This window comes from Nocardioides sp. Z21_20, assembly GCF_059766585.1.
Genome location: NZ_JCBAJX010000003.1, coordinates 240,680 through 257,223, shown reverse-complemented (window position 1 = coordinate 257,223; position 16,544 = coordinate 240,680). Strand labels below are relative to the sequence as shown.

The 16,544-nt window shown below is 72.1% G+C and carries 17 protein-coding genes; 5 read left to right on the top strand and 12 right to left on the bottom strand.

All coding sequences use genetic code 11. The annotated features are described in order from the left end of the window. Positions 1–97: 97 nt before the first annotated feature. Positions 98–1,801, top strand: coding sequence for a phosphoenolpyruvate--protein phosphotransferase (ptsP, locus tag AC6EH9_RS07740; RefSeq protein ID WP_498421929.1), 1,704 nt, complete (start codon positions 98–100; stop codon positions 1,799–1,801). A gap of 31 nt (positions 1,802–1,832) precedes the next feature. On the opposite strand, the gene AC6EH9_RS07735 is transcribed toward ptsP, so the two are convergent. Continuing rightward, complete coding sequence (locus AC6EH9_RS07735) at positions 1,833–4,007, bottom strand: molybdopterin-dependent oxidoreductase (RefSeq protein WP_498421927.1); 2,175 nt, start codon at positions 4,005–4,007, stop codon at positions 1,833–1,835. Positions 4,008–4,277: 270 nt separating this feature from the next. On the opposite strand from AC6EH9_RS07735, the gene rpsO reads away from it, so the two are divergent. The 3 genes from rpsO (at position 4,278) to AC6EH9_RS07720 (ending at position 8,561) form a co-directional block, all read left to right on the top strand. Beyond that, complete coding sequence (gene rpsO / locus AC6EH9_RS07730; protein WP_498421925.1) at positions 4,278–4,553, top strand: 30S ribosomal protein S15; 276 nt, start codon at positions 4,278–4,280, stop codon at positions 4,551–4,553. Positions 4,554–4,923: 370 nt separating this feature from the next. Beyond that, positions 4,924–7,164 (top strand): polyribonucleotide nucleotidyltransferase, encoded by a 2,241-nt coding sequence (locus tag AC6EH9_RS07725; RefSeq protein WP_498421924.1) that lies wholly within the window; start codon positions 4,924–4,926, stop codon positions 7,162–7,164. 62 nt (positions 7,165–7,226) lie between these two features. Continuing rightward, a complete protein-coding gene (locus AC6EH9_RS07720; protein ID WP_498421923.1) occupies positions 7,227–8,561 on the top strand; it encodes a M16 family metallopeptidase in 1,335 nt (444 codons plus the stop codon). Here the strand turns inward: AC6EH9_RS07720 and AC6EH9_RS07715 are convergent. Continuing rightward, a complete protein-coding gene (locus AC6EH9_RS07715) occupies positions 8,558–9,070 on the bottom strand; it encodes a class I SAM-dependent methyltransferase (RefSeq protein WP_498421922.1) in 513 nt (170 codons plus the stop codon). The genes AC6EH9_RS07720 and AC6EH9_RS07715 overlap by 4 nt on opposite strands. 161 nt (positions 9,071–9,231) lie before the next feature. Between AC6EH9_RS07715 and dapB the strand changes: the two genes are divergently transcribed. Next, positions 9,232–9,975 (top strand): 4-hydroxy-tetrahydrodipicolinate reductase, encoded by a 744-nt coding sequence (gene dapB, locus AC6EH9_RS07710; RefSeq protein WP_498422265.1) that lies wholly within the window; start codon positions 9,232–9,234, stop codon positions 9,973–9,975. A gap of 30 nt (positions 9,976–10,005) precedes the next feature. Here the strand turns inward: dapB and AC6EH9_RS07705 are convergent, their stop codons facing one another. From AC6EH9_RS07705 to AC6EH9_RS07660, 10 genes are all read right to left on the bottom strand, one after another. Next, positions 10,006–11,046 (bottom strand): zinc-dependent dehydrogenase, encoded by a 1,041-nt coding sequence (locus tag AC6EH9_RS07705; protein ID WP_498421921.1) that lies wholly within the window; start codon positions 11,044–11,046, stop codon positions 10,006–10,008. Continuing rightward, positions 11,046–11,501, bottom strand: coding sequence for a PTS mannitol transporter subunit IIA (locus tag AC6EH9_RS07700; protein WP_498421920.1), 456 nt, complete (start codon positions 11,499–11,501; stop codon positions 11,046–11,048). The genes AC6EH9_RS07705 and AC6EH9_RS07700 overlap by 1 nt, the downstream gene beginning before the upstream one ends. Further along, positions 11,491–11,799: a hypothetical protein gene (locus tag AC6EH9_RS07695; RefSeq protein ID WP_498421919.1), complete on the bottom strand. Its 309-nt coding sequence runs from the start codon at positions 11,797–11,799 to the stop codon at positions 11,491–11,493. The genes AC6EH9_RS07700 and AC6EH9_RS07695 overlap by 11 nt, the downstream gene beginning before the upstream one ends. 71 nt (positions 11,800–11,870) lie before the next feature. After that, entirely contained in the window at positions 11,871–12,980 is a 1,110-nt protein-coding gene (gene mtlA, locus AC6EH9_RS07690) for a mannitol-specific PTS transporter subunit IIC (protein WP_498421918.1), read from the bottom strand. Between the two features lie 145 nt (positions 12,981–13,125). Further along, the gene (locus tag AC6EH9_RS07685; RefSeq protein ID WP_498421917.1) at positions 13,126–13,419 is read right to left on the bottom strand and encodes an AzlD domain-containing protein; all 294 of its coding nucleotides are present in this window, start codon (positions 13,417–13,419) and stop codon (positions 13,126–13,128) included. Further along, complete coding sequence (locus tag AC6EH9_RS07680) at positions 13,419–14,123, bottom strand: AzlC family ABC transporter permease (protein ID WP_498421916.1); 705 nt, start codon at positions 14,121–14,123, stop codon at positions 13,419–13,421. The genes AC6EH9_RS07685 and AC6EH9_RS07680 overlap by 1 nt, the downstream gene beginning before the upstream one ends. A 64-nt stretch (positions 14,124–14,187) precedes the next feature. After that, positions 14,188–14,421, bottom strand: coding sequence for a hypothetical protein (locus AC6EH9_RS07675; protein ID WP_498421915.1), 234 nt, complete (start codon positions 14,419–14,421; stop codon positions 14,188–14,190). A gap of 106 nt (positions 14,422–14,527) precedes the next feature. Further along, on the bottom strand, positions 14,528–15,100 hold the full coding sequence (locus AC6EH9_RS07670; protein ID WP_498421914.1) for a GNAT family N-acetyltransferase: 573 nt from the start codon (positions 15,098–15,100) through the stop codon (positions 14,528–14,530). Then, positions 15,097–15,945: a DMT family transporter gene (locus AC6EH9_RS07665; protein ID WP_498421913.1), complete on the bottom strand. Its 849-nt coding sequence runs from the start codon at positions 15,943–15,945 to the stop codon at positions 15,097–15,099. Before AC6EH9_RS07665 ends, AC6EH9_RS07670 begins: the two co-directional genes overlap by 4 nt. Continuing rightward, complete coding sequence (locus AC6EH9_RS07660) at positions 15,942–16,535, bottom strand: DUF3043 domain-containing protein (protein ID WP_498421912.1); 594 nt, start codon at positions 16,533–16,535, stop codon at positions 15,942–15,944. Before AC6EH9_RS07660 ends, AC6EH9_RS07665 begins: the two co-directional genes overlap by 4 nt. Positions 16,536–16,544 lie beyond the last annotated feature (9 nt).

Genomic DNA, 16,544 nt, shown 5'->3' with positions numbered 1-16,544 from the left:
GCCTCCATCCCTGGACCGTCCCCCACGATCTGCGTTTATGTTGTTTTAGTCCCCGTTTGTGTTGACTGTCAAGGGTACGGCGGGTTTCATGGGAGGCATGACCAGCCAGACCGACACCAGCCGCGGCTCGCGGCACCTGCAGGGCACGCCTGTCGTCGCGGGGGTCGTCGTCGGCCCCGCCGTCCACGTGATCGGCACCGTGGAGCCGAGTCTGGTCGAGGCGTTCGGCACCGGCGGCTTCGAGGACGCCGAGCAGGCGCTCGCGGCGTACGACGCGGCGGTGCAGGAGGTGGCTCAGGGATACGCGCGCAAGGCGGAGTCGGCGTCCGGCTCGGCCTCCGAGGTGCTGGCCGCCAGCGCCGGACTCGCCCGCGACAAGGGGCTGCGCACGGCGGTGCGCAAGCACCTGGGCCAGGGCGAGGTCGACCTCCTGGCCGCGGTCGGCGCGGCGGTGCAGCAGTTCGCGAACGTGTTCGCCGACATGGGTGGGCTGATGGCCGAGCGGGTCACCGACCTGCACGACATCGAGCGCCGGGTGGTGGCCCACCTCGTGGGGGCCCCGGAGCCGGGTGTCCCCACGCCCGACGAGCCGTCGGTCCTCCTCGCCGCGGACCTGGCCCCCTCCGACACCGCGGGGCTCGACCCCGCCCGGGTGCTGGCCCTGGTCACCGAGCGCGGGGGCTCCACCAGCCACACCGCGATCATCGCCCGCCAGCTGGGCATCCCGTGCGTCGTCGGCTGCTCCGGGGTGCGGGAGATCCCCGGCGGCACGCCCGTGCTCGTCGACGGCACCACGGGGATCGTCGAAGCCGAGCCCGACGAGGCCGACTCGCAGCGCCGGGTGGCGGCCGACCGTGAGCTGCGGGCGTCGCTGGAGGCGTGGACCGGGCCGGCGAAGACCCGGGACGGCTCCGCGGTGAAGGTGCTGGCGAACGTGGCCGACGCGGAGTCCGCCCGTCTCGCGGCTCAGGCCCCGGTGGAGGGGGTCGGGCTGTTCCGCACCGAGCTGAGCTTCCTCGGACGCCGCGAGGAGCCCTCGGTCGAGGAGCAGGCCGAGCTCTACGCCGAGGTGCTGGCGCCGTTCGCGGGTGCGGGGCGCCACGTCGTGGTGCGCACCCTCGACGCGGGATCGGACAAGCCGATCGCCTTCGCCACCCACGAGGGCGAGGAGAACCCGGCGCTCGGGGTGCGGGGGCTGCGACTGGCCTTCGACAACCCCGGCCTCCTGGAGCGCCAGCTGGCGGGCATCGCGCTGGCCGCCGAGCGCACCGGGGTGGAGACCTGGGTGATGGCCCCGATGGTGGCCACCGTGGCCGAGGCGCGCGAGTTCGCCACGATGGTGCGCGGCCACGATCTCAAGGCGGGGATCATGGTCGAGGTGCCCAGCGCGGCCCTGCTGGCGCACCGGATGCTCGAGGTGGTCGACTTCCTCTCCATCGGCACCAACGACCTGACGCAGTACACGATGGCCGCGGACCGGATGGAGACCGACCTGGCTCACCTCACCGACGCCTGGCAGCCGGCGGTCCTCCAGCTGATCGCGATCACCGCCGCCGCGGGTCGCCAGGCGGGCAAGCCGGTCGGAGTGTGCGGCGAGGCCGCTGCCGACCCGCTGCTGGCCTGCGCCCTGGTGGGCATGGGGGTCACCTCGCTGTCGATGGCCGCCGCCGCGGTGCGTCCGGTGGGGGCGCGCCTGTCCCTGGTCACCGCGACCGCGTGCGAGGAGGCCTCCGAGGCGGCGCTGGCCGCGGACAGCCCGCTGGCGGGGCGCGCGGCCGCCCGCGTCGCGCTCGGCCTCTGAGCGGCGCGCGCCGCGCCCTGGTGCCGCCTGCCTAGCGCCCGGCCGCCGTCACGGTGACCGGGACCCCGCTCAACGCGGCGTTGCCGCTCACGTCGAGCAGGTCCGGGTCGGTCAGGTCGTTGATCGACACTCCGGGCACCTGCCCGGCGTGCTGCATCCGGGCGCCCTGGCGCTGGGCCTGCTGGTGGCCGTAGCCGTGCGGGAGACTGACCACGCCCGGCATCATCTCGTCGCTGGCCCGCACCTCCACCTCCACGGACCCCACCCGCGAGGTGACGCACACCGCGGCGCCCTCGGCGAGGCCACGGGCGGTGAGGTCGTCGGGGTGCATCAGCAGCTGGTGGCGGGCGCGGCCGCGGGTCAGCCGCTCCACGTTGTGCAGCCAGGAGTTGCAGTCGCGCTGGTGACGCCGGCCGATCAGGACCAGCGCGTCACCCGACCCCTCGTCAGCGGCCGCCACGGCTGCCGCGTGCAGGCGGTCGAGGTCGGCCAGGACCAGGCCGGGCGCCGCGTCCACCCGCTTGCTGCGGTGCGGCAGCCGGTCCGGCAGCTGCCCGGGACGCAACGGCCCCAGGTCGATGCCGGCGGGGTTCGCCCGCAGCCTGCGCAGGGTGACGCCGGAGCGGCCGCGGCGCAGCAGCGCGGCGACCAGGAGGGTGGGGCTGGTCGAGAGCCGCAGTCGCTGGCGCAGCCGCACCTTGCGCGGTGCCGGGCTGTTCAGCCGGCGCTGGATGCGCACCGCGAGCTCGCGGTAGATCTGCCAGTCGTGCAGGGCGTCCTTCGGCTTGGCCAGCACCGCGGGGGTGAAGCGCGCGGTGTTGCGGACCGCGAGGACGTGGAAGACCAGGTCGTAGTGGTCGCGCTCCAGAGCGGTGGTCGGCGGCAGGATCACATCCGCGTGCCGGGTCGTCTCGTTGAGGTAGATGTCCACGCAGGCCATGAAGTCGAGGCCGGCCAGCGCCCGGTCCAGCCGGGCGCCGTCGGGGGTGGACAGCACCGGGTTGCCGGCCAGGACCAGCATCGAGCGGATCTGGGCGTCACCGGGAGTCTCGATCTCCTCGCGCAGCGCCGCCACCGGCAGCTCGCCGCCGAACTCCGACAGGCCGCGGACCCGGCTGCGCCACGCGTCGTGGTGGCCGCGCCCGATCAGGCCGGTGCCCACCGCGTCGATCGCCGGGGTGGTCAGCATCGCGCCGCCGACCCGGTCGAGGTTGCCGGTCAGCAGGTTCAGCAGCTGCACGGCCCACTGGCACACGGTGCCGAAGGCCTGGGTGGACACGCCGATCCGGCCGTAGGCCACCGCACTCCGGGCCGCCGCGAAGTCGCGGGCGATCCGGCGGATCTCCGCGGCGGGGACGCCGCTGAGCGCCTCGGCGCGCTCCGGGGTGAAGCCGGTGACCGCCTCGCTCACGGCGTCCAGCCCGTCGACGTACGGCGGGGGAGTGGCGAGCCCCTCGGCGAGGAGCACGTGCACCATCGCCAGCAGCACGTGCGCATCCGAGCCGGGACGCACGAAGTGGTGCTCGTCGGCGACCCGGGCGGTCTCGCTGCGCCGGGGATCCAGGACGACCATCCGCCCGCCGCGCGCCTTCAGCTCGCGCAGGCGCGCGGGGAAGTCCGGCACCGTCATCAGCGAGCCGTTGGAGGCCATCGGGTTGGCCCCCACCACCAGGAAGTACGACGTGCGGTCGATGTCCGGGATGGGCAGGAACAGCTGGTGGCCGTACATCAGGTACGCCAGCAGCTGGTGGGGAAGCTGGTCGACCGACGTCGCGCTGAACTTGTTGTGCGTGCGCAGGGACTTCACCAGGGTCGTCCCGTGGGTCAGCGACCCCAGGCTGTGCGCGTTGGGGTTGCCGAGGTAGACGCCGAGCGCGTCCTTGCCGTGCTCGTTGATCGTGCGCGCCAGGCCCTCCGCCGCCGCGTCCAGCGCCTCGTCCCACTCGACCTCGCGCCAGTGCGGGCTGCCGTCCGGCTCGGTGCCCACCCGGCGCAGCGGCCGGCGCAGCCGCTCCGGGTCCGCGTGCACGTCGGCCAGGGCGATGCCCTTGGGGCAGACGTGGCCGCGGGAGAGCGGGTCGGCGGGGTTGCCGCGCACCGAGGTGACCACGCCGTCGGTGAGGGTCAGCTCGAGGCCGCAGATCGCCTCGCACAGGTTGCACACGCCGATACGCTTCTGCTCGCCGGTGGCGGCCCCTGGCCTCATCCGGGCATCCTCACACCGATCGGGCCCCCGGGGAACCGCCGGCGTGCACCGATCCGGTTGGGCGCTCGCGCCACCTGGCGAGGGTCGGGAGGCGGCAGGATTCGCCGCTGCGGTCGCGACGCTGATAATCTTGCGCGGTTGCCCGGACCCGGCCTCGCCGGATCCGACAGGGTGACGACCAGTACACCGCCGTAGGAACGGCCGCGGATCCAGAGTGCCCGGGTGAACAGGCCCCGGCGCGCCGCGCAGCGAATCGAAAGGAGCCCCCGTATGTCGATCGGTACCGACGCGGAGACCAAGAAGAAGATCATCGCCGAGTACGCCACGGCCGAGGGCGACACCGGTTCGCCCGAGGTGCAGATCGCGCTGCTGAGCCACCGCATCTCGCACCTGACCGAGCACCTCAAGCAGCACAAGCACGACCACCACAGCCGTCGTGGTCTGCTGCTGCTGGTCGGCCAGCGCCGTCGCCTGCTGAACTACCTGCAGAAGACGGAGATCGCTCGCTACCGCTCGATCGTCGAGCGCCTCGGCCTGCGTCGTTGATCTGCCTGACGTCTCTGTGAGGAGCGGTCGCCACCTGGTGGCGGCCGCTTCTCGCGCTCTCGGGGCCTTTCGCGGTAGCGATGCCCCGGACCAGGACGCCGGCGGGTTTCGGCTCGCGGGCCCGATTCGTTAGTGTCGGTCTCAGACCTCACCGCTGAACCCCACAACTCCACATTGAACACATCACCAGGAGCGACCCGCAGACGCCGGCCCGGTCCTCGGTAGTGGCTTTCGGAGCAGGGCTCCGCGAGCCTCGATCGAAGACCGGCCCCTCCCTCGAACGGGAGGGCACACCCAGGCGGGACACCTTCGATGCCCCGCCGACAGGCGGACCTGCGGATCGCTCCGCGAAGAGAAAAGGGATGAACCCTTGACAGACTCCACTCCGGCCGGACCGGTCATCTCCGCGGTCGAGACCGTTCTCGACAACGGCAAGTTCGGCACCCGCACCGTCAAGTTCGAGACCGGGCTGCTGGCCCGGCAGGCCGCCGGCTCCGTGACGGCCTACCTCGACGACGACACCATGCTGCTCTCGGCCACCACGGCCGGCAAGCACCCCAAGGACCACTTCGACTTCTTCCCCCTGACGATCGACGTCGAGGAGCGGATGTACGCCGTGGGTCAGATCCCCGGCTCGTTCTTCCGCAGCGAGGGTCGTCCCGGCGAGGACGCCATCCTCACCTGCCGGCTGATCGACCGGCCGCTGCGCCCGACGTTCAAGAAGGGGCTGCGCAACGAGGTCCAGGTCGTCATCACCGTGATGGCGCTCGACCCCGACCACCCCTACGACGTGCTGGCCATCAACGCCGCGTCGCTGTCGACCCAGCTCTCCGGCCTGCCGTTCTCCGGCCCCGTCGGCGGCGTCCGCGTCGGCCTGATCGAGGGTCAGTGGGTGGCGTTCCCGACCCACAGCCAGCTCGAGAACGCCGTCTTCGACATGGTCGTCGCCGGACGCGTCACCGACACCGGCGACGTCGCGATCATGATGGTCGAGGCCGAGGCCACCGAGCAGACCTGGACCCTGGTCCAGGGCGGCGTGCAGGCGCCGACCGAGGAGATCGTCGCCTCCGGTCTGGACGCCGCGAAGCCGTTCATCAAGCAGCTCTGCGAGGCCCAGGCCGAGCTGGCCAAGGAGGCCGCCAAGCCGGTCCAGGAGTTCCCGATCTTCCTCGACTTCGAGGACGACGTGTACGCCGCCGTCGAGGCCGCGGTCAAGAGCGACACCGCTGCCGCGATGACCATCGGGCCCAAGCAGGAGCGCGAGGACAAGCTCGACGAGATCAAGGCCTCGCTGCTGGAGAAGCTCGGCGAGCAGTTCGCCGGTCGCGAGAAGGAGATCGGCGCGGCGTTCCGCGCGCTGAACAAGCAGCTGGTCCGCGAGCGGGTGCTGCGCGACAAGGTCCGCATCGACGGCCGCGGGCTGGCCGACATCCGGCCGCTGCACGCCGAGGTCGGCGTGATCCCGCGGGTGCACGGCTCGGCGCTGTTCGAGCGCGGCGAGACCCAGATCCTGGGTGTCACCACGCTGAACATGCTCACCCTGGAGCAGAAGCTCGACACGCTCTCCCCGGAGAAGACGCGTCGCTACATGCACAAGTACGTCTTCCCGCCGTTCTCCACCGGCGAGACCGGCCGCGTGGGCTCGCCCAAGCGTCGCGAGGTCGGCCACGGGGCGCTCGCCCGCCGGGCGCTGCTGCCGGTGCTGCCCACCCGCGAGGAGTTCCCCTACGCGATCCGCCAGCTCTCCGAGGCGATGGGCTCCAACGGCTCCACCTCGATGGGCTCGGTCTGCGCCTCGACGCTGTCGCTGCTGCAGGCCGGCGTGCCGCTGCGCGCCCCCGTCGCCGGCATCGCGATGGGCCTCATCACCGGTGAGGTCGACGGCGAGACCCAGTACGTCGCGCTGACCGACATCCTCGGCGCCGAGGACGCGTTCGGCGACATGGACTTCAAGGTCGCCGGCACCAAGGAGTTCGTCACCGCGCTGCAGCTCGACACCAAGCTCGACGGCATCCCCGCCGACGTGCTGGCCGGCGCGCTGACCCAGGCCCGCGACGCCCGCCTGGCGATCCTCGAGGTGATGAACGAGGAGATCGCCGCGCCCGAGGAGATGTCGGTGCACGCGCCGCGCATCATCACGGTCCGCATCCCCGTCGACAAGATCGGCGAGGTCATCGGCCCGAAGGGCAAGGTGATCAACCAGATCCAGGACGACACCGGGGCGTCGCTGTCCATCGAGGACGACGGCACCATCTACATCGGTGCGACCAACGGCGAGGCCGCGGAGGCGGCTCGCCAGGCGGTCAACGCGATCGCCAACCCGACCATGCCCGAGGTCGGCGAGCGCTACCTCGGCACGGTCGTGAAGACGACCAACTTCGGCGCCTTCGTCTCGCTCATGCCCGGCAAGGACGGCCTGCTGCACATCAGCAAGCTGCGCTCGCTGGCCGGCGGCAAGCGCGTGGACGCCGTCGAGGACGTCGTCTCGGTGGGCCAGAAGGTCCAGGTCCAGATCGCCGAGATCGACGACCGCGGCAAGCTCTCGCTGATCCCGGTGGTCGAGGAGTCGGCCGACGAGACGGCCGAGGCCGAGGCTCCGGCCGAGGACTGAGCATGACCCCTCCCCTCACGGGGCCAGACACGGCAGCCGGCCAGCAGACTTCTGCTGGCCGGTTGGCCGTTTCTCAGCCCGTCGGCAGCACCCGCACCCTGCAGACCGTCACCGACGACTCCGGGGCGGTGACCTCCCAGATCCGGCGCACCGTCCTGCCCGGCGGCCTGCGGGTCGTCACCGAGCAGATGGCCGGCGTGCGCTCGGCCAGCATCGGCGTCTGGGTCGGGGTCGGCTCGCGTCACGAGACGCCCAGCCTGCACGGCTGCTCGCACTTCCTCGAGCACCTGCTGTTCAAGGGCACCCGCGAGCGCTCCGCGATGGACATCTCGGTGCAGCTCGACGCGGTGGGCGGTGAGTCCAACGCGTTCACGGCCAAGGAGTACACCTGCTTCCACGCCCGCGTGCTCGACGTCGACCTGCCGCTGGCCGTCGACGTGCTCGGTGACATGGTGACCGGCTCCACGCTGCTCGACGAGGACGTCGAGGCCGAGCGTGACGTGATCCTCGACGAGATCGCGATGCACGACGACGACCCCGACGACGTGGTCCACAACCTCTTCGCCCGCCAGGCCTGGGGCGACTCCCCGCTGGGGCGCGACATCGCCGGCACCGAGGAGTCGATCGCCGCGCTCACCCGCGCCCAGATCGTCCGCTTCTACCGGACCCACTACCGCGCCCCCAACGTGGTGGTGGCCGTGGCCGGCAACGTCGACCACGCCGCCGTGGTGCGCCAGGTCCGCACGGCCTTCGCGCGCAACGGGTTCCTCAGCGGCACCGACGCCCCCGTGCGGCCCGCCCCGAGCCGTGGGGTCCGGCGGGTGACCCCGGGGACCGTCACCGCGGTGCGGGCCCTGGAGCAGGTCAACCTGGTGCTGGGGATGAAGGGGATCTCCCGCAACGACGAGCGGCGCTTCGCCCTGGGCGTGCTCAACACCGCACTCGGGGGAGGGACGTCCTCACGGCTCTTCCAGGAGGTCCGCGAGCGGCGGGGACTGGGGTACTCGGTGTACTCCTTCGCCTCCCACCACGCCGACGCCGGACTGGTCGGGGTGTCGGTCGGCTGCCTGCCCGCCAAGCTCGACGACGTCCTGGCCACCGTGCGCGAGCAGCTGGCGCTGGTGGCCGCCGAGGGCATCAGCGCCGAGGAGCTGGAGCGCGGCAAGGGCCAGCTGCGCGGCGGGCTGGTGCTGGGCCTGGAGGACTCCGGCTCGCGGATGTCGCGGCTGGGCAAGGCCGAGCTGGTCTACGACGAGATGCTCAGCCTCGACGAGGTCATCGCCCGCATCGACGCCGTGACGCTCGAGGAGGTGCGCGCGCTCGCGGCCGAGATCTTCACCCAGCCCGAGGTGCTGGCCATCGTCGGCCCGGTGCCCGGGGGCGCGGAGCCGGCCTAGCGGCGTCCGATGATGCCGACCACGGGCGGGGCCTTCTGCTCGACCAGCGACACCCGGAAGCCCCCGTCCACGAGCGACTTCGAGGCCTTCTCGATCATGTGCGGGATCCGCTCGCGGTTGACCGCCTCGTAGAACAGGAAGATGGCTCCGCCCGGGACCAGCCGCTCGTGGAGCAGGGCGATCTCGTCGGCGCACTCGCGCACCCAGAACAGGTTGACGTTGAACGCGAAGACCTTGTCGAGCCGCTTGACCGGCACCCGCAGCGTGGCGAGGTCGATCTGACGCACGGTCAGGCGCCCGGCCTGGACGTACTTCGCGTTGCGGCGCTTGGTGCGGTCGACGCCGGACTCGGAGCGGTCGATCGCGAAGAGCTTGCCTGTCTCGAGGCGCTCACAGATCAGCTCCGCCCCCGCGCCGGGTCCGCATCCGATCTCCAGAACGGAGTCATCGGGACGGACGTCCATCACGTCGACGGCCCATCTGATTCGCGCCGGTATCGCCTGTGCCATGGGAGACAGCCTGCCACTACCCGGTCCGAGAGTCAGGCACCGGGACGCGTCTGGGACGCAGCGAGGATAGGTTAGGGGGCGTGAGTGCATCAGGCGAGACGTCGCAGCCCCGGTCCAGCGAAGACGCCCAGGACGCGCCAGGAGCCTCGCCGGGCGCCCGGCTGAGGGTCGGGGTCCTCGGGGCCCGCGGCAAGGTCGGCAGCGAGGTCTGCGCGGCCGTGGAGGCCGCGGACGACGCCGAGCTGGTCGCGCAGATCGACGCCGACGACTCGCTGGAGGAGCTGCTCGCCGCGGGGGCCGAGGCGGTCGTCGACTTCACCCACCCCGACGTGGTGATGGACAACCTCCGCTTCTGCGTCGAGCACGGCATCCACGCGGTGGTGGGCACCACCGGCTTCGACGAGTCACGGCTGGCGACCCTGGGCCGGTGGCTGGAGCGGGCGCCCGAGGTCGGCGTGCTGATCGCTCCCAACTTCTCCATCGGCGCGATCCTGATGATGCGCTTCGCTGCCGCCGCCGCCCCGTTCTACGAGTCGGTCGAGGTGATCGAGCTGCACCACCCCGGCAAGGCAGACGCGCCGTCGGGGACGGCGCGCCGCACCGCGCAGCTGATCGCCGCCGCCCGCCGCGAGGCCGGTCTCGGCGCCCAGCCGGACGCGACCACCACCGAGCTGGACGGGGCCCGCGGCGCCGACGTGGACGGGGTGCGCGTGCACGGCCTGCGGATCCGCGGGCTCGTCGCCCACCAGGAGGTGATCCTCGGCGGGGTGGGGGAGACCCTCACCATCCGGCACGACTCGCTGGACCGGGCGTCGTTCACCCCGGGTGTGCTGGCCGGTCTGCGCGCCATCCGGTCCCACCCCGGGCTCACCGTCGGCCTGGAGGAGTTCCTCGACCTCGAGTGAGCCCGGCGCCACCGCGGCGCGCCGGCCCGCTCACGGCTCCACGGTCACCTTGATGGCCTCCCCCCGAGCCACGATGTCGAAGGCGTCGAGCGCGCGCTCGAGGGGCAGCCGGGCGGTGATCAGGTCCTTGACGGGGACCTTGCCGGAGGCGATGTACTCCAGCGCCCGCTTGTTGTGCGAGGGCGCGGAGCCGTTGGCGCCCATGATCATCAGCTCGCGGTAGTGCACGAGGTTGGAGTCGCAGGCGATGATCGGCTTGTCCTTGGGCAGACCCCCGAAGAACGAGATGCGCCCACGCCGGGCCGCCATCCGGATGGCCTGCTCCTGGGCGATGCCGGCCGCGGTGGCGGTGATCACCACGTCCGCGCCGCGGCCCTCGGTCAGCTCCATCACGCGCTGCACGACGTCGACCTCGGCCCCGTTGAGGGCCTCGTCGGGACCGACCGCCTTCGCGGACATCTCCAGGCGCTCCGCGTTCACGTCCACCAGGAACACCCGCGCGGCGCCGTTGGCGCGGGCCAGCCGGATGTGGATGCAGCCGATCGGGCCGGCACCGAAGACCACCACGGTGTCGCCGTCCCCGACGTGGATGAGCTCCTGGGCGTTGATCGCGCAGGCGAACGGCTCGGCCGCGGAGGCCTCGTCGAAGCCGACCCCCTCGGGGATCCGGTTCAGCCCGTCGACGGCGAGCACCTGGGGCGGGACGATCAGATACTCCGCGAAGCCGCCGTCGTACTGGTAGCCCACCGAGGTCTGGTTCTGGCACACCGCCATCCAGCCCTTGCGGCACTCGTAGCAGTGTCCGCACGGGACGGCGGCGATGATCTGGGCCCGGTCGCCGATGTCCCACCCGCTGACCTCGGCGCCGACCTCGACGACCTCGCCGGCGACCTCGTGTCCCATGGTGCGCGGCGGGGTGATGTTCTGGTGGCCGTTGTTGCGGATCTTCACGTCGGTGCCGCAGGTCGAGCAGTTCCTGACCCGCAGCTTGACCTCGTCGGGGCCACAGGTGGGCTCCTCGACGTCCTCGATGCGTACGTCGCCGGGGGCGTAGAAGCGAACGGCCTTCATCAGTTGTCCTCCTCGGCCCGGGGCGCCAGCAGCGCCAGGACCGCGTCGATGTCGTGGGTGGTGCGCAGCTGGGCCGCGGCGTCCGGGTCGCTGAGGACCAGGGCGAGCGACTGCAGGATCGAGATGTGCTCGTCGCTGCGTGAGGCGATGGGGATGCAGACGTGGCAGGTCTTTCCGTTCCAGTCCACGCCGTCGGGGAACTGCAGGAACGCCAGGGCGGCGCGGTGGATGTGCTCGCGACTCTCGTCGGTGCCGTGCGGGATCGCGATGCCCTCGCCCATGTAGGTGGAGACCGAGCGCTCGCGCTCGAGGATCGCGTCGGCGTACACCGAGTCCGCCGCGCCGATCTCGACGAGGACCTCGCCGCACTGGCGCAGGGCATCCGCCTTGTCGACCGCCCGCAGCCCGAGCCGCACGGCGTCGGGTGCGAGCACCTGGGCGGCGTCAGGACTCAAGGACTCCACCGTCCTTGATGGCGCTCTCGACCTTGGCGAAGGCGGGGTCGCCCATGAACACCTGGAAGGGCACCACGACGGCGTCGGGGTTGATGCCGGTGGCGCGCTGGGCCAGACCGGCGTGGCAGAGCACCACCTGGGCGTCGGCGGGGATGGAGTTCACCGGGGTGTGCTCCACGGCGACGCCGTACTTCTTGAGCTTCTTCTTCATCGTGCTGGCGACCATGACGCTGCTGCCCATCCCGGCGTCGCAGGCGATGATCACCTTCTTGACGTCCGATCCGTTGACCTTCGGCATCTCGAGTCTCCTGTCCTGTGGGGTTGGTGCGTGCGGTGTCGTGCGTGCGCCTGCGGGTCCAGGGCAGCGCCTCAGCTGCCGACCACCACCTCGTCCTCGGGCAGTCGAGCCTCGTCGGGCTCGCGCTCCCCGCGGCCGAAGCCGAGCAGCACCGAGGCCGCCGCGAAGGACACCGCCGCGGCCACGATGATCGAGGCGAGCACCGGGAAGTAGCCGCCCTTGGGGGTCACCGCGAGGTAGGCGAAGATGCTGCCCGGTGAGGCGGGCGCGACCAGCCCGGCGTCGAGGATGGTGCCGGTGAGGATGCCCGCGGCGCCGCCGGCGATCGCGGCGAGCACCAGCTGGGGCTTCATCAGCACGTAGGGGAAGTAGATCTCGTGGATGCCGCCGAGGAACTGGATGATGATCGCGCCGGGCACCGTCGGACGCATCACCTTGGGGCCGAAGAACATGAACGCGAGCAGGATGCCCAGGCCGGGGCCGGGGTTGGACTCCACCATGAACAGGATCGACTTGCCGGTCTCGCTGGCCTCGTTGGCCCCCAACGGGGAGAGCACCCCGTGGTTGATCGCGTTGTTGAGGAACAGGATCTTGGCGGGCTCCACGATGACCGACGCGAGCGGCAGCAGGTTGTTGTCGACGAGGGTCTGGACGCCGTCGCCGAGCCACTCCACGACGTTGGAGACGACGGGGCCGATCGCGAGCCGTCCCAGGCAGGCGAAGACGCCGCCCACGATGCCGGCGGTGAAGTTGTCGATGAGCATCTCGAAGCCGGAGGGGACCCGGTCCTGGATGGCGTTGTCGACGAGCTTCATGAAGTACGCCGCGAGCGGGCCGATGATCATCGCGCCGAGGAACATCGGCACGTCGGAGCCGACGATGACACCCATGGTGGCGATGGCGCCCACCACGGCGCCGCGCTGGCCGTGGACCATCCGTCCGCCGGTGTAGCCGATCAGGATCGGGAGCAGGTACTTGATGATCGGGTCGACGAGCTCGGCCAGGTCGGCGTTGGGTGTCCACCCGTCCTCGATGAACAGCATGGTGATCAGGCCCCAGGCGATGAACGCCCCGATGTTGGGCATGATCATCCCCGCGAGATAGCCGCCGAAGCGCTGGACGCGGGCGCGTACTCCGCTTCCCTCGAGGTTCTTGTTGGCAGTTGCGTCTGGGATGGCCATGGTTCCTCCAAGAAGAAGGCTGTGAGGCTCCTCACATCTGTGTTTACCTTTATATGGACCCGATCATGTGGCGTCAAGAGATGGTCGGTCGATTTCTATGCCGGAAACCCAGATAAACGGGGGTGCCCGGATGAGGGCCTCGGGCTCAGAGCCGGAGCAGGGCCGCGGTGGCGGCGGCGCCGAGCACCACCACCAGGAACGGCGCGCGCAGCACCAGCAGTGCCACGGCCGCGGCGAGTCCACCGGCGCGGGCGTCGAGCGCCAGCGCGCCCGGGTCGCCGAAGACCTGTACCGCCACCAGGGCCGCGAGCAGGGCGACCGGGAGCAGGTCGGCGACCCGCTGCACGAGCGGGCGCTCGAGCACGGCGGGCGGCACCGCCAGCCCGGCGAGCTTGAGCAGCCAGCACCCCACGCCGGTCGCCACGATGACCGCCCACATCATCGGGGTCCTCGGGTCGTGGCCGGGGTCGAGCGCAGCACGACCCCCGCGAGCAGGGCCACCCCTCCGGCGGCGAGCACCGGCACCCCCGCCGCGGTGAGCGGGACCAGGCACAGCGCCGCGCCGGCGGCGAGGGCCGCCACCAGCTGGTTGCGGCGCTCGCGCAGGCGCGGCCAGAGCAGCGCCAGGAACGCCGCTCCGACCGCCGCGTCCAGGCCGTAGGTGCGAGGGTCGCCCAGCGCCTCACCGGCGAGCGCGCCGGCCAGCGTGGCGATGTTCCACAGGCCGAACACGCCGAGGCCGGTGGTGAGGAACCCCAGCCTGGCCGCGCTCGTGGACTCGCGGGTGATGGCCATCGCCGTCGACTCGTCGATGACCAGCTGAGCGGCCGCGGTGCGGCGCCAGCCCCTCCAGTCGAGCAGCGGAGCCAGTCGCAGGCCGTAGAGCGTGTTGCGACTGCCCAGCAGCAGAGCGGTGAGCGCCCCGGAGAGGGGAGTGCCGCCGGCGGCGAGGACTCCGGCGAAGGCGAACTGGGAGGCGCCGGTGAAGACCAGCAGTGAGAGCGCGCACGCCTGGGCGGGGGAGAGGCCGGAGGCGACCGCGACGGCGCCGAACGAGACGCCGTACGTGCCGGTGGCCAGCGCCACGGCGAGACTGTCGCGGATGATCGCGCGACGCTGCGAGGGCGTCATCTCGTCGGTCATGCCGAGACCTCGGCGCCCCTCGGACGACCCGAGCGCCCGCCCCCCGGTGGCCGGGACGGGAGGCTCAGTGCCGTCGAGGGCTGTGCCGGGCCGGGCTGCGGTGTGCCGCGTGGGCGGAGAAGTCGTGGACCAGCAGGTACGCGGCCACCAGGCCGACGGCGGCGCCGACCCCGGCACCCACCGAGGCCATCACTGGCAGCGCGGTGACCTGGGCGAGCCAGGCCCCGACGCCCAGGAATGCCACGACGGCGACGACGGCGAGAACGAAGCGGTACAGGCGCGGCAGTGGACCGAGCACGGGTGCCTCCCTTGGCGCGTGCGGACCCACGAGGCTGGGGCCCGCCCGGCGCCGTGAGGCGCCGGTCACACCATGGTGGCGCGTGGCTGGCGGAAAGCAAAGAGGTCTAGACGAGGGAGGTGTGCAGGCGCACCTCGCGCACGACGGTGGTGCCGGCGCCGTCGAGGTCGAGCTCGCGGTGCGCTCCGTCGGGGGACCAGCCGGCGGCCTCGACGAACGCGCGCAGCGTGTCGTCGGTGGAGAGCACCCAGGTCAGCGCGCGCTGGAAGCGGTCGGCGACCATGGTGTCGGCGGCCGCCTGGAGCAGCCGCGATCCGTGTCCCTTGCCGCGCTCGTCCGGGTCCACGGTGAACTCCCGGAGCTCGCCGTCGGCGATCGGGTCCCGGTCGGGGTCGCCGGTCGGTCCGGTGATCGCGAAGCCCACCACCCGGTTGCGCTCCAGGGCGACCAGCACCCGGTTGCGGGCGTCGCCCGGCTTGGCCAGCGCGCTGCGCCAGGTGGCCGCGAGGGCGGCCGGGTCGCTGGCCAGCAGCTCGTCGGGCAGCAGTCCCTGATAGGCCACGCGCCACGCCCGCAGCTGCACCGCCGCCACCGCGTCGGCGTCGTCGGACCAGGCGACCCGCACCGAGACGTCGGCGCTGGGTCCGCTGGGCGGGCTGCTGGGAGGGGGAGTGCTCATGGCGCCATCCTGACACCGCCGGCCGGCGGCCCGGACGGGGCGTCGCCCGGTGCTCCCGCCCGGCTCACCCAGATGGCGCCGACGGTCGCCAGCAGCAGCCCCGCCACCACGCCCGCGGACCATCCCGCACGGACGCCGTCACCCAGGAGCAGGATGCCCGCCAGCGCCGGCACGAACGTCTGCGCGACGATCATCGGGGCCGTCGAGGAGGTGACCGCGGCTCGCTCGAGACCCAGCGAGTAGAGCCAGAAGCCGAGCAGACCGAAGGCCGGGACGGCCAGGCCCGCCGCGACGTCGGCCGGATCGAGGGCGGCGTCGAAGCCCCGCACCGCGATCGCGGAGCCGGCGTAGGCGAGGCCGGCCAGCCAGCCGAGGGAGGCGCCCGCGCTGCGGCGTACGAGGAAGCCGAGCACGGCGATCGCGACCACCGCGCTCCACAGGGCGAGGGCGAAGCCGTCCGAGGAGCGCACCTCCCCGACAGCCCCGCTCCCGACGGCGAGCAGGACCAGGCCGGCGGTGACTGCGGCGATGGCGAGCCAGCGTCGGCGCCCCACCGGCTCGCGCAGCAGCGCCGCGGAGAGCACGGCGGTGACCGGCATCGACATCGATATCGTCGCCTGGGCCAGGTAGAGGGGCAGGTACCAGATCGAGACGGCGTGCAGCACGAACCCGAGCAGGTAGGCCGCCACCACCACCATCAGCCAGCGGTTGCGCAGCGCCGAGGCGACGAAGCCGACCAGGTCCTGGCCGCCGGTGGGAAGCCGGCGTACCGCGTGGGCCTGCAGGACCGCGCTGGCGCCGAAGAGCAGGGCCGCGGCCAGCGCCGCGACCAGGCCGACGATCACCGGTAGTGCTCGGGCAGCTCCTGGCCGATCCTCACCTGCGGCTTGGGCAGGCGCAGGAACCTCATCTGCAGGGCCCGGATCAGGGCGTAATAGGTGGTGCCCTTCAGCGGCGCCTCCGGGAAGCGCCGGCGCAGCTCACGGCGCAACCGCAGACGCAGGACGACGACGTCGATCAGCACGACCGCGAAGACGCCGAACATCAGGGTGTTGCCGATCCCGGCCAGCCGGGCGCTGCCGGAGTAGCCCAGGAACATCGTCAGCAGCAGCAGCGGCAGCACCAGCTCGGTGAACGAGAAGCGGGTGTCGACGAAGTCGCGGATGAAGCGCTTGACCGGGCCCTTGTCGCGCGGCGGCAGGTAGCGCTCGTCGCCGGTCTTCATCGCCGCGCGCATCTTCTGGCTCGACTCGCTGCGCGAGCTGCGCTGGGCGCGGGCCAGCTCCTTGCGCGAGCGGGGCGTCTTGGCCCGGGCGCGCGCGGCCGCCTCCGCCTCCCGTCGGCTGGGGGTCGGCCGCCCCTTCCCGTCCCGCTTGACCAGGTCCGGGGTCGTGGGAGTGACGATGGGGCTCTCGGTCTTGCTGCGACGGAACAACGATGCTGC

What these genes read in the sequence shown, in the direction of transcription:
- ptsP (WP_498421929.1), top strand. Translation starts at nt 98, where the DNA reads ATGACCAGCCAGACCGACACCAGCCGCGGCTCGCGGCACCTGCAGGGC.
- AC6EH9_RS07735 (WP_498421927.1), bottom strand. Translation starts at nt 4,007, where the DNA reads ATGAGGCCAGGGGCCGCCACCGGCGAGCAGAAGCGTATCGGCGTGTGC.
- rpsO (WP_498421925.1), top strand. Translation starts at nt 4,278, where the DNA reads ATGTCGATCGGTACCGACGCGGAGACCAAGAAGAAGATCATCGCCGAG.
- AC6EH9_RS07715 (WP_498421922.1), bottom strand. Translation starts at nt 9,070, where the DNA reads ATGGCACAGGCGATACCGGCGCGAATCAGATGGGCCGTCGACGTGATG.
- AC6EH9_RS07705 (WP_498421921.1), bottom strand. Translation starts at nt 11,046, where the DNA reads ATGAAGGCCGTTCGCTTCTACGCCCCCGGCGACGTACGCATCGAGGAC.
- AC6EH9_RS07695 (WP_498421919.1), bottom strand. Translation starts at nt 11,799, where the DNA reads ATGCCGAAGGTCAACGGATCGGACGTCAAGAAGGTGATCATCGCCTGC.
- mtlA (WP_498421918.1), bottom strand. Translation starts at nt 12,980, where the DNA reads ATGGCCATCCCAGACGCAACTGCCAACAAGAACCTCGAGGGAAGCGGA.
- AC6EH9_RS07685 (WP_498421917.1), bottom strand. Translation starts at nt 13,419, where the DNA reads ATGTGGGCGGTCATCGTGGCGACCGGCGTGGGGTGCTGGCTGCTCAAG.
- AC6EH9_RS07680 (WP_498421916.1), bottom strand. Translation starts at nt 14,123, where the DNA reads ATGACCGACGAGATGACGCCCTCGCAGCGTCGCGCGATCATCCGCGAC.
- AC6EH9_RS07670 (WP_498421914.1), bottom strand. Translation starts at nt 15,100, where the DNA reads ATGAGCACTCCCCCTCCCAGCAGCCCGCCCAGCGGACCCAGCGCCGAC.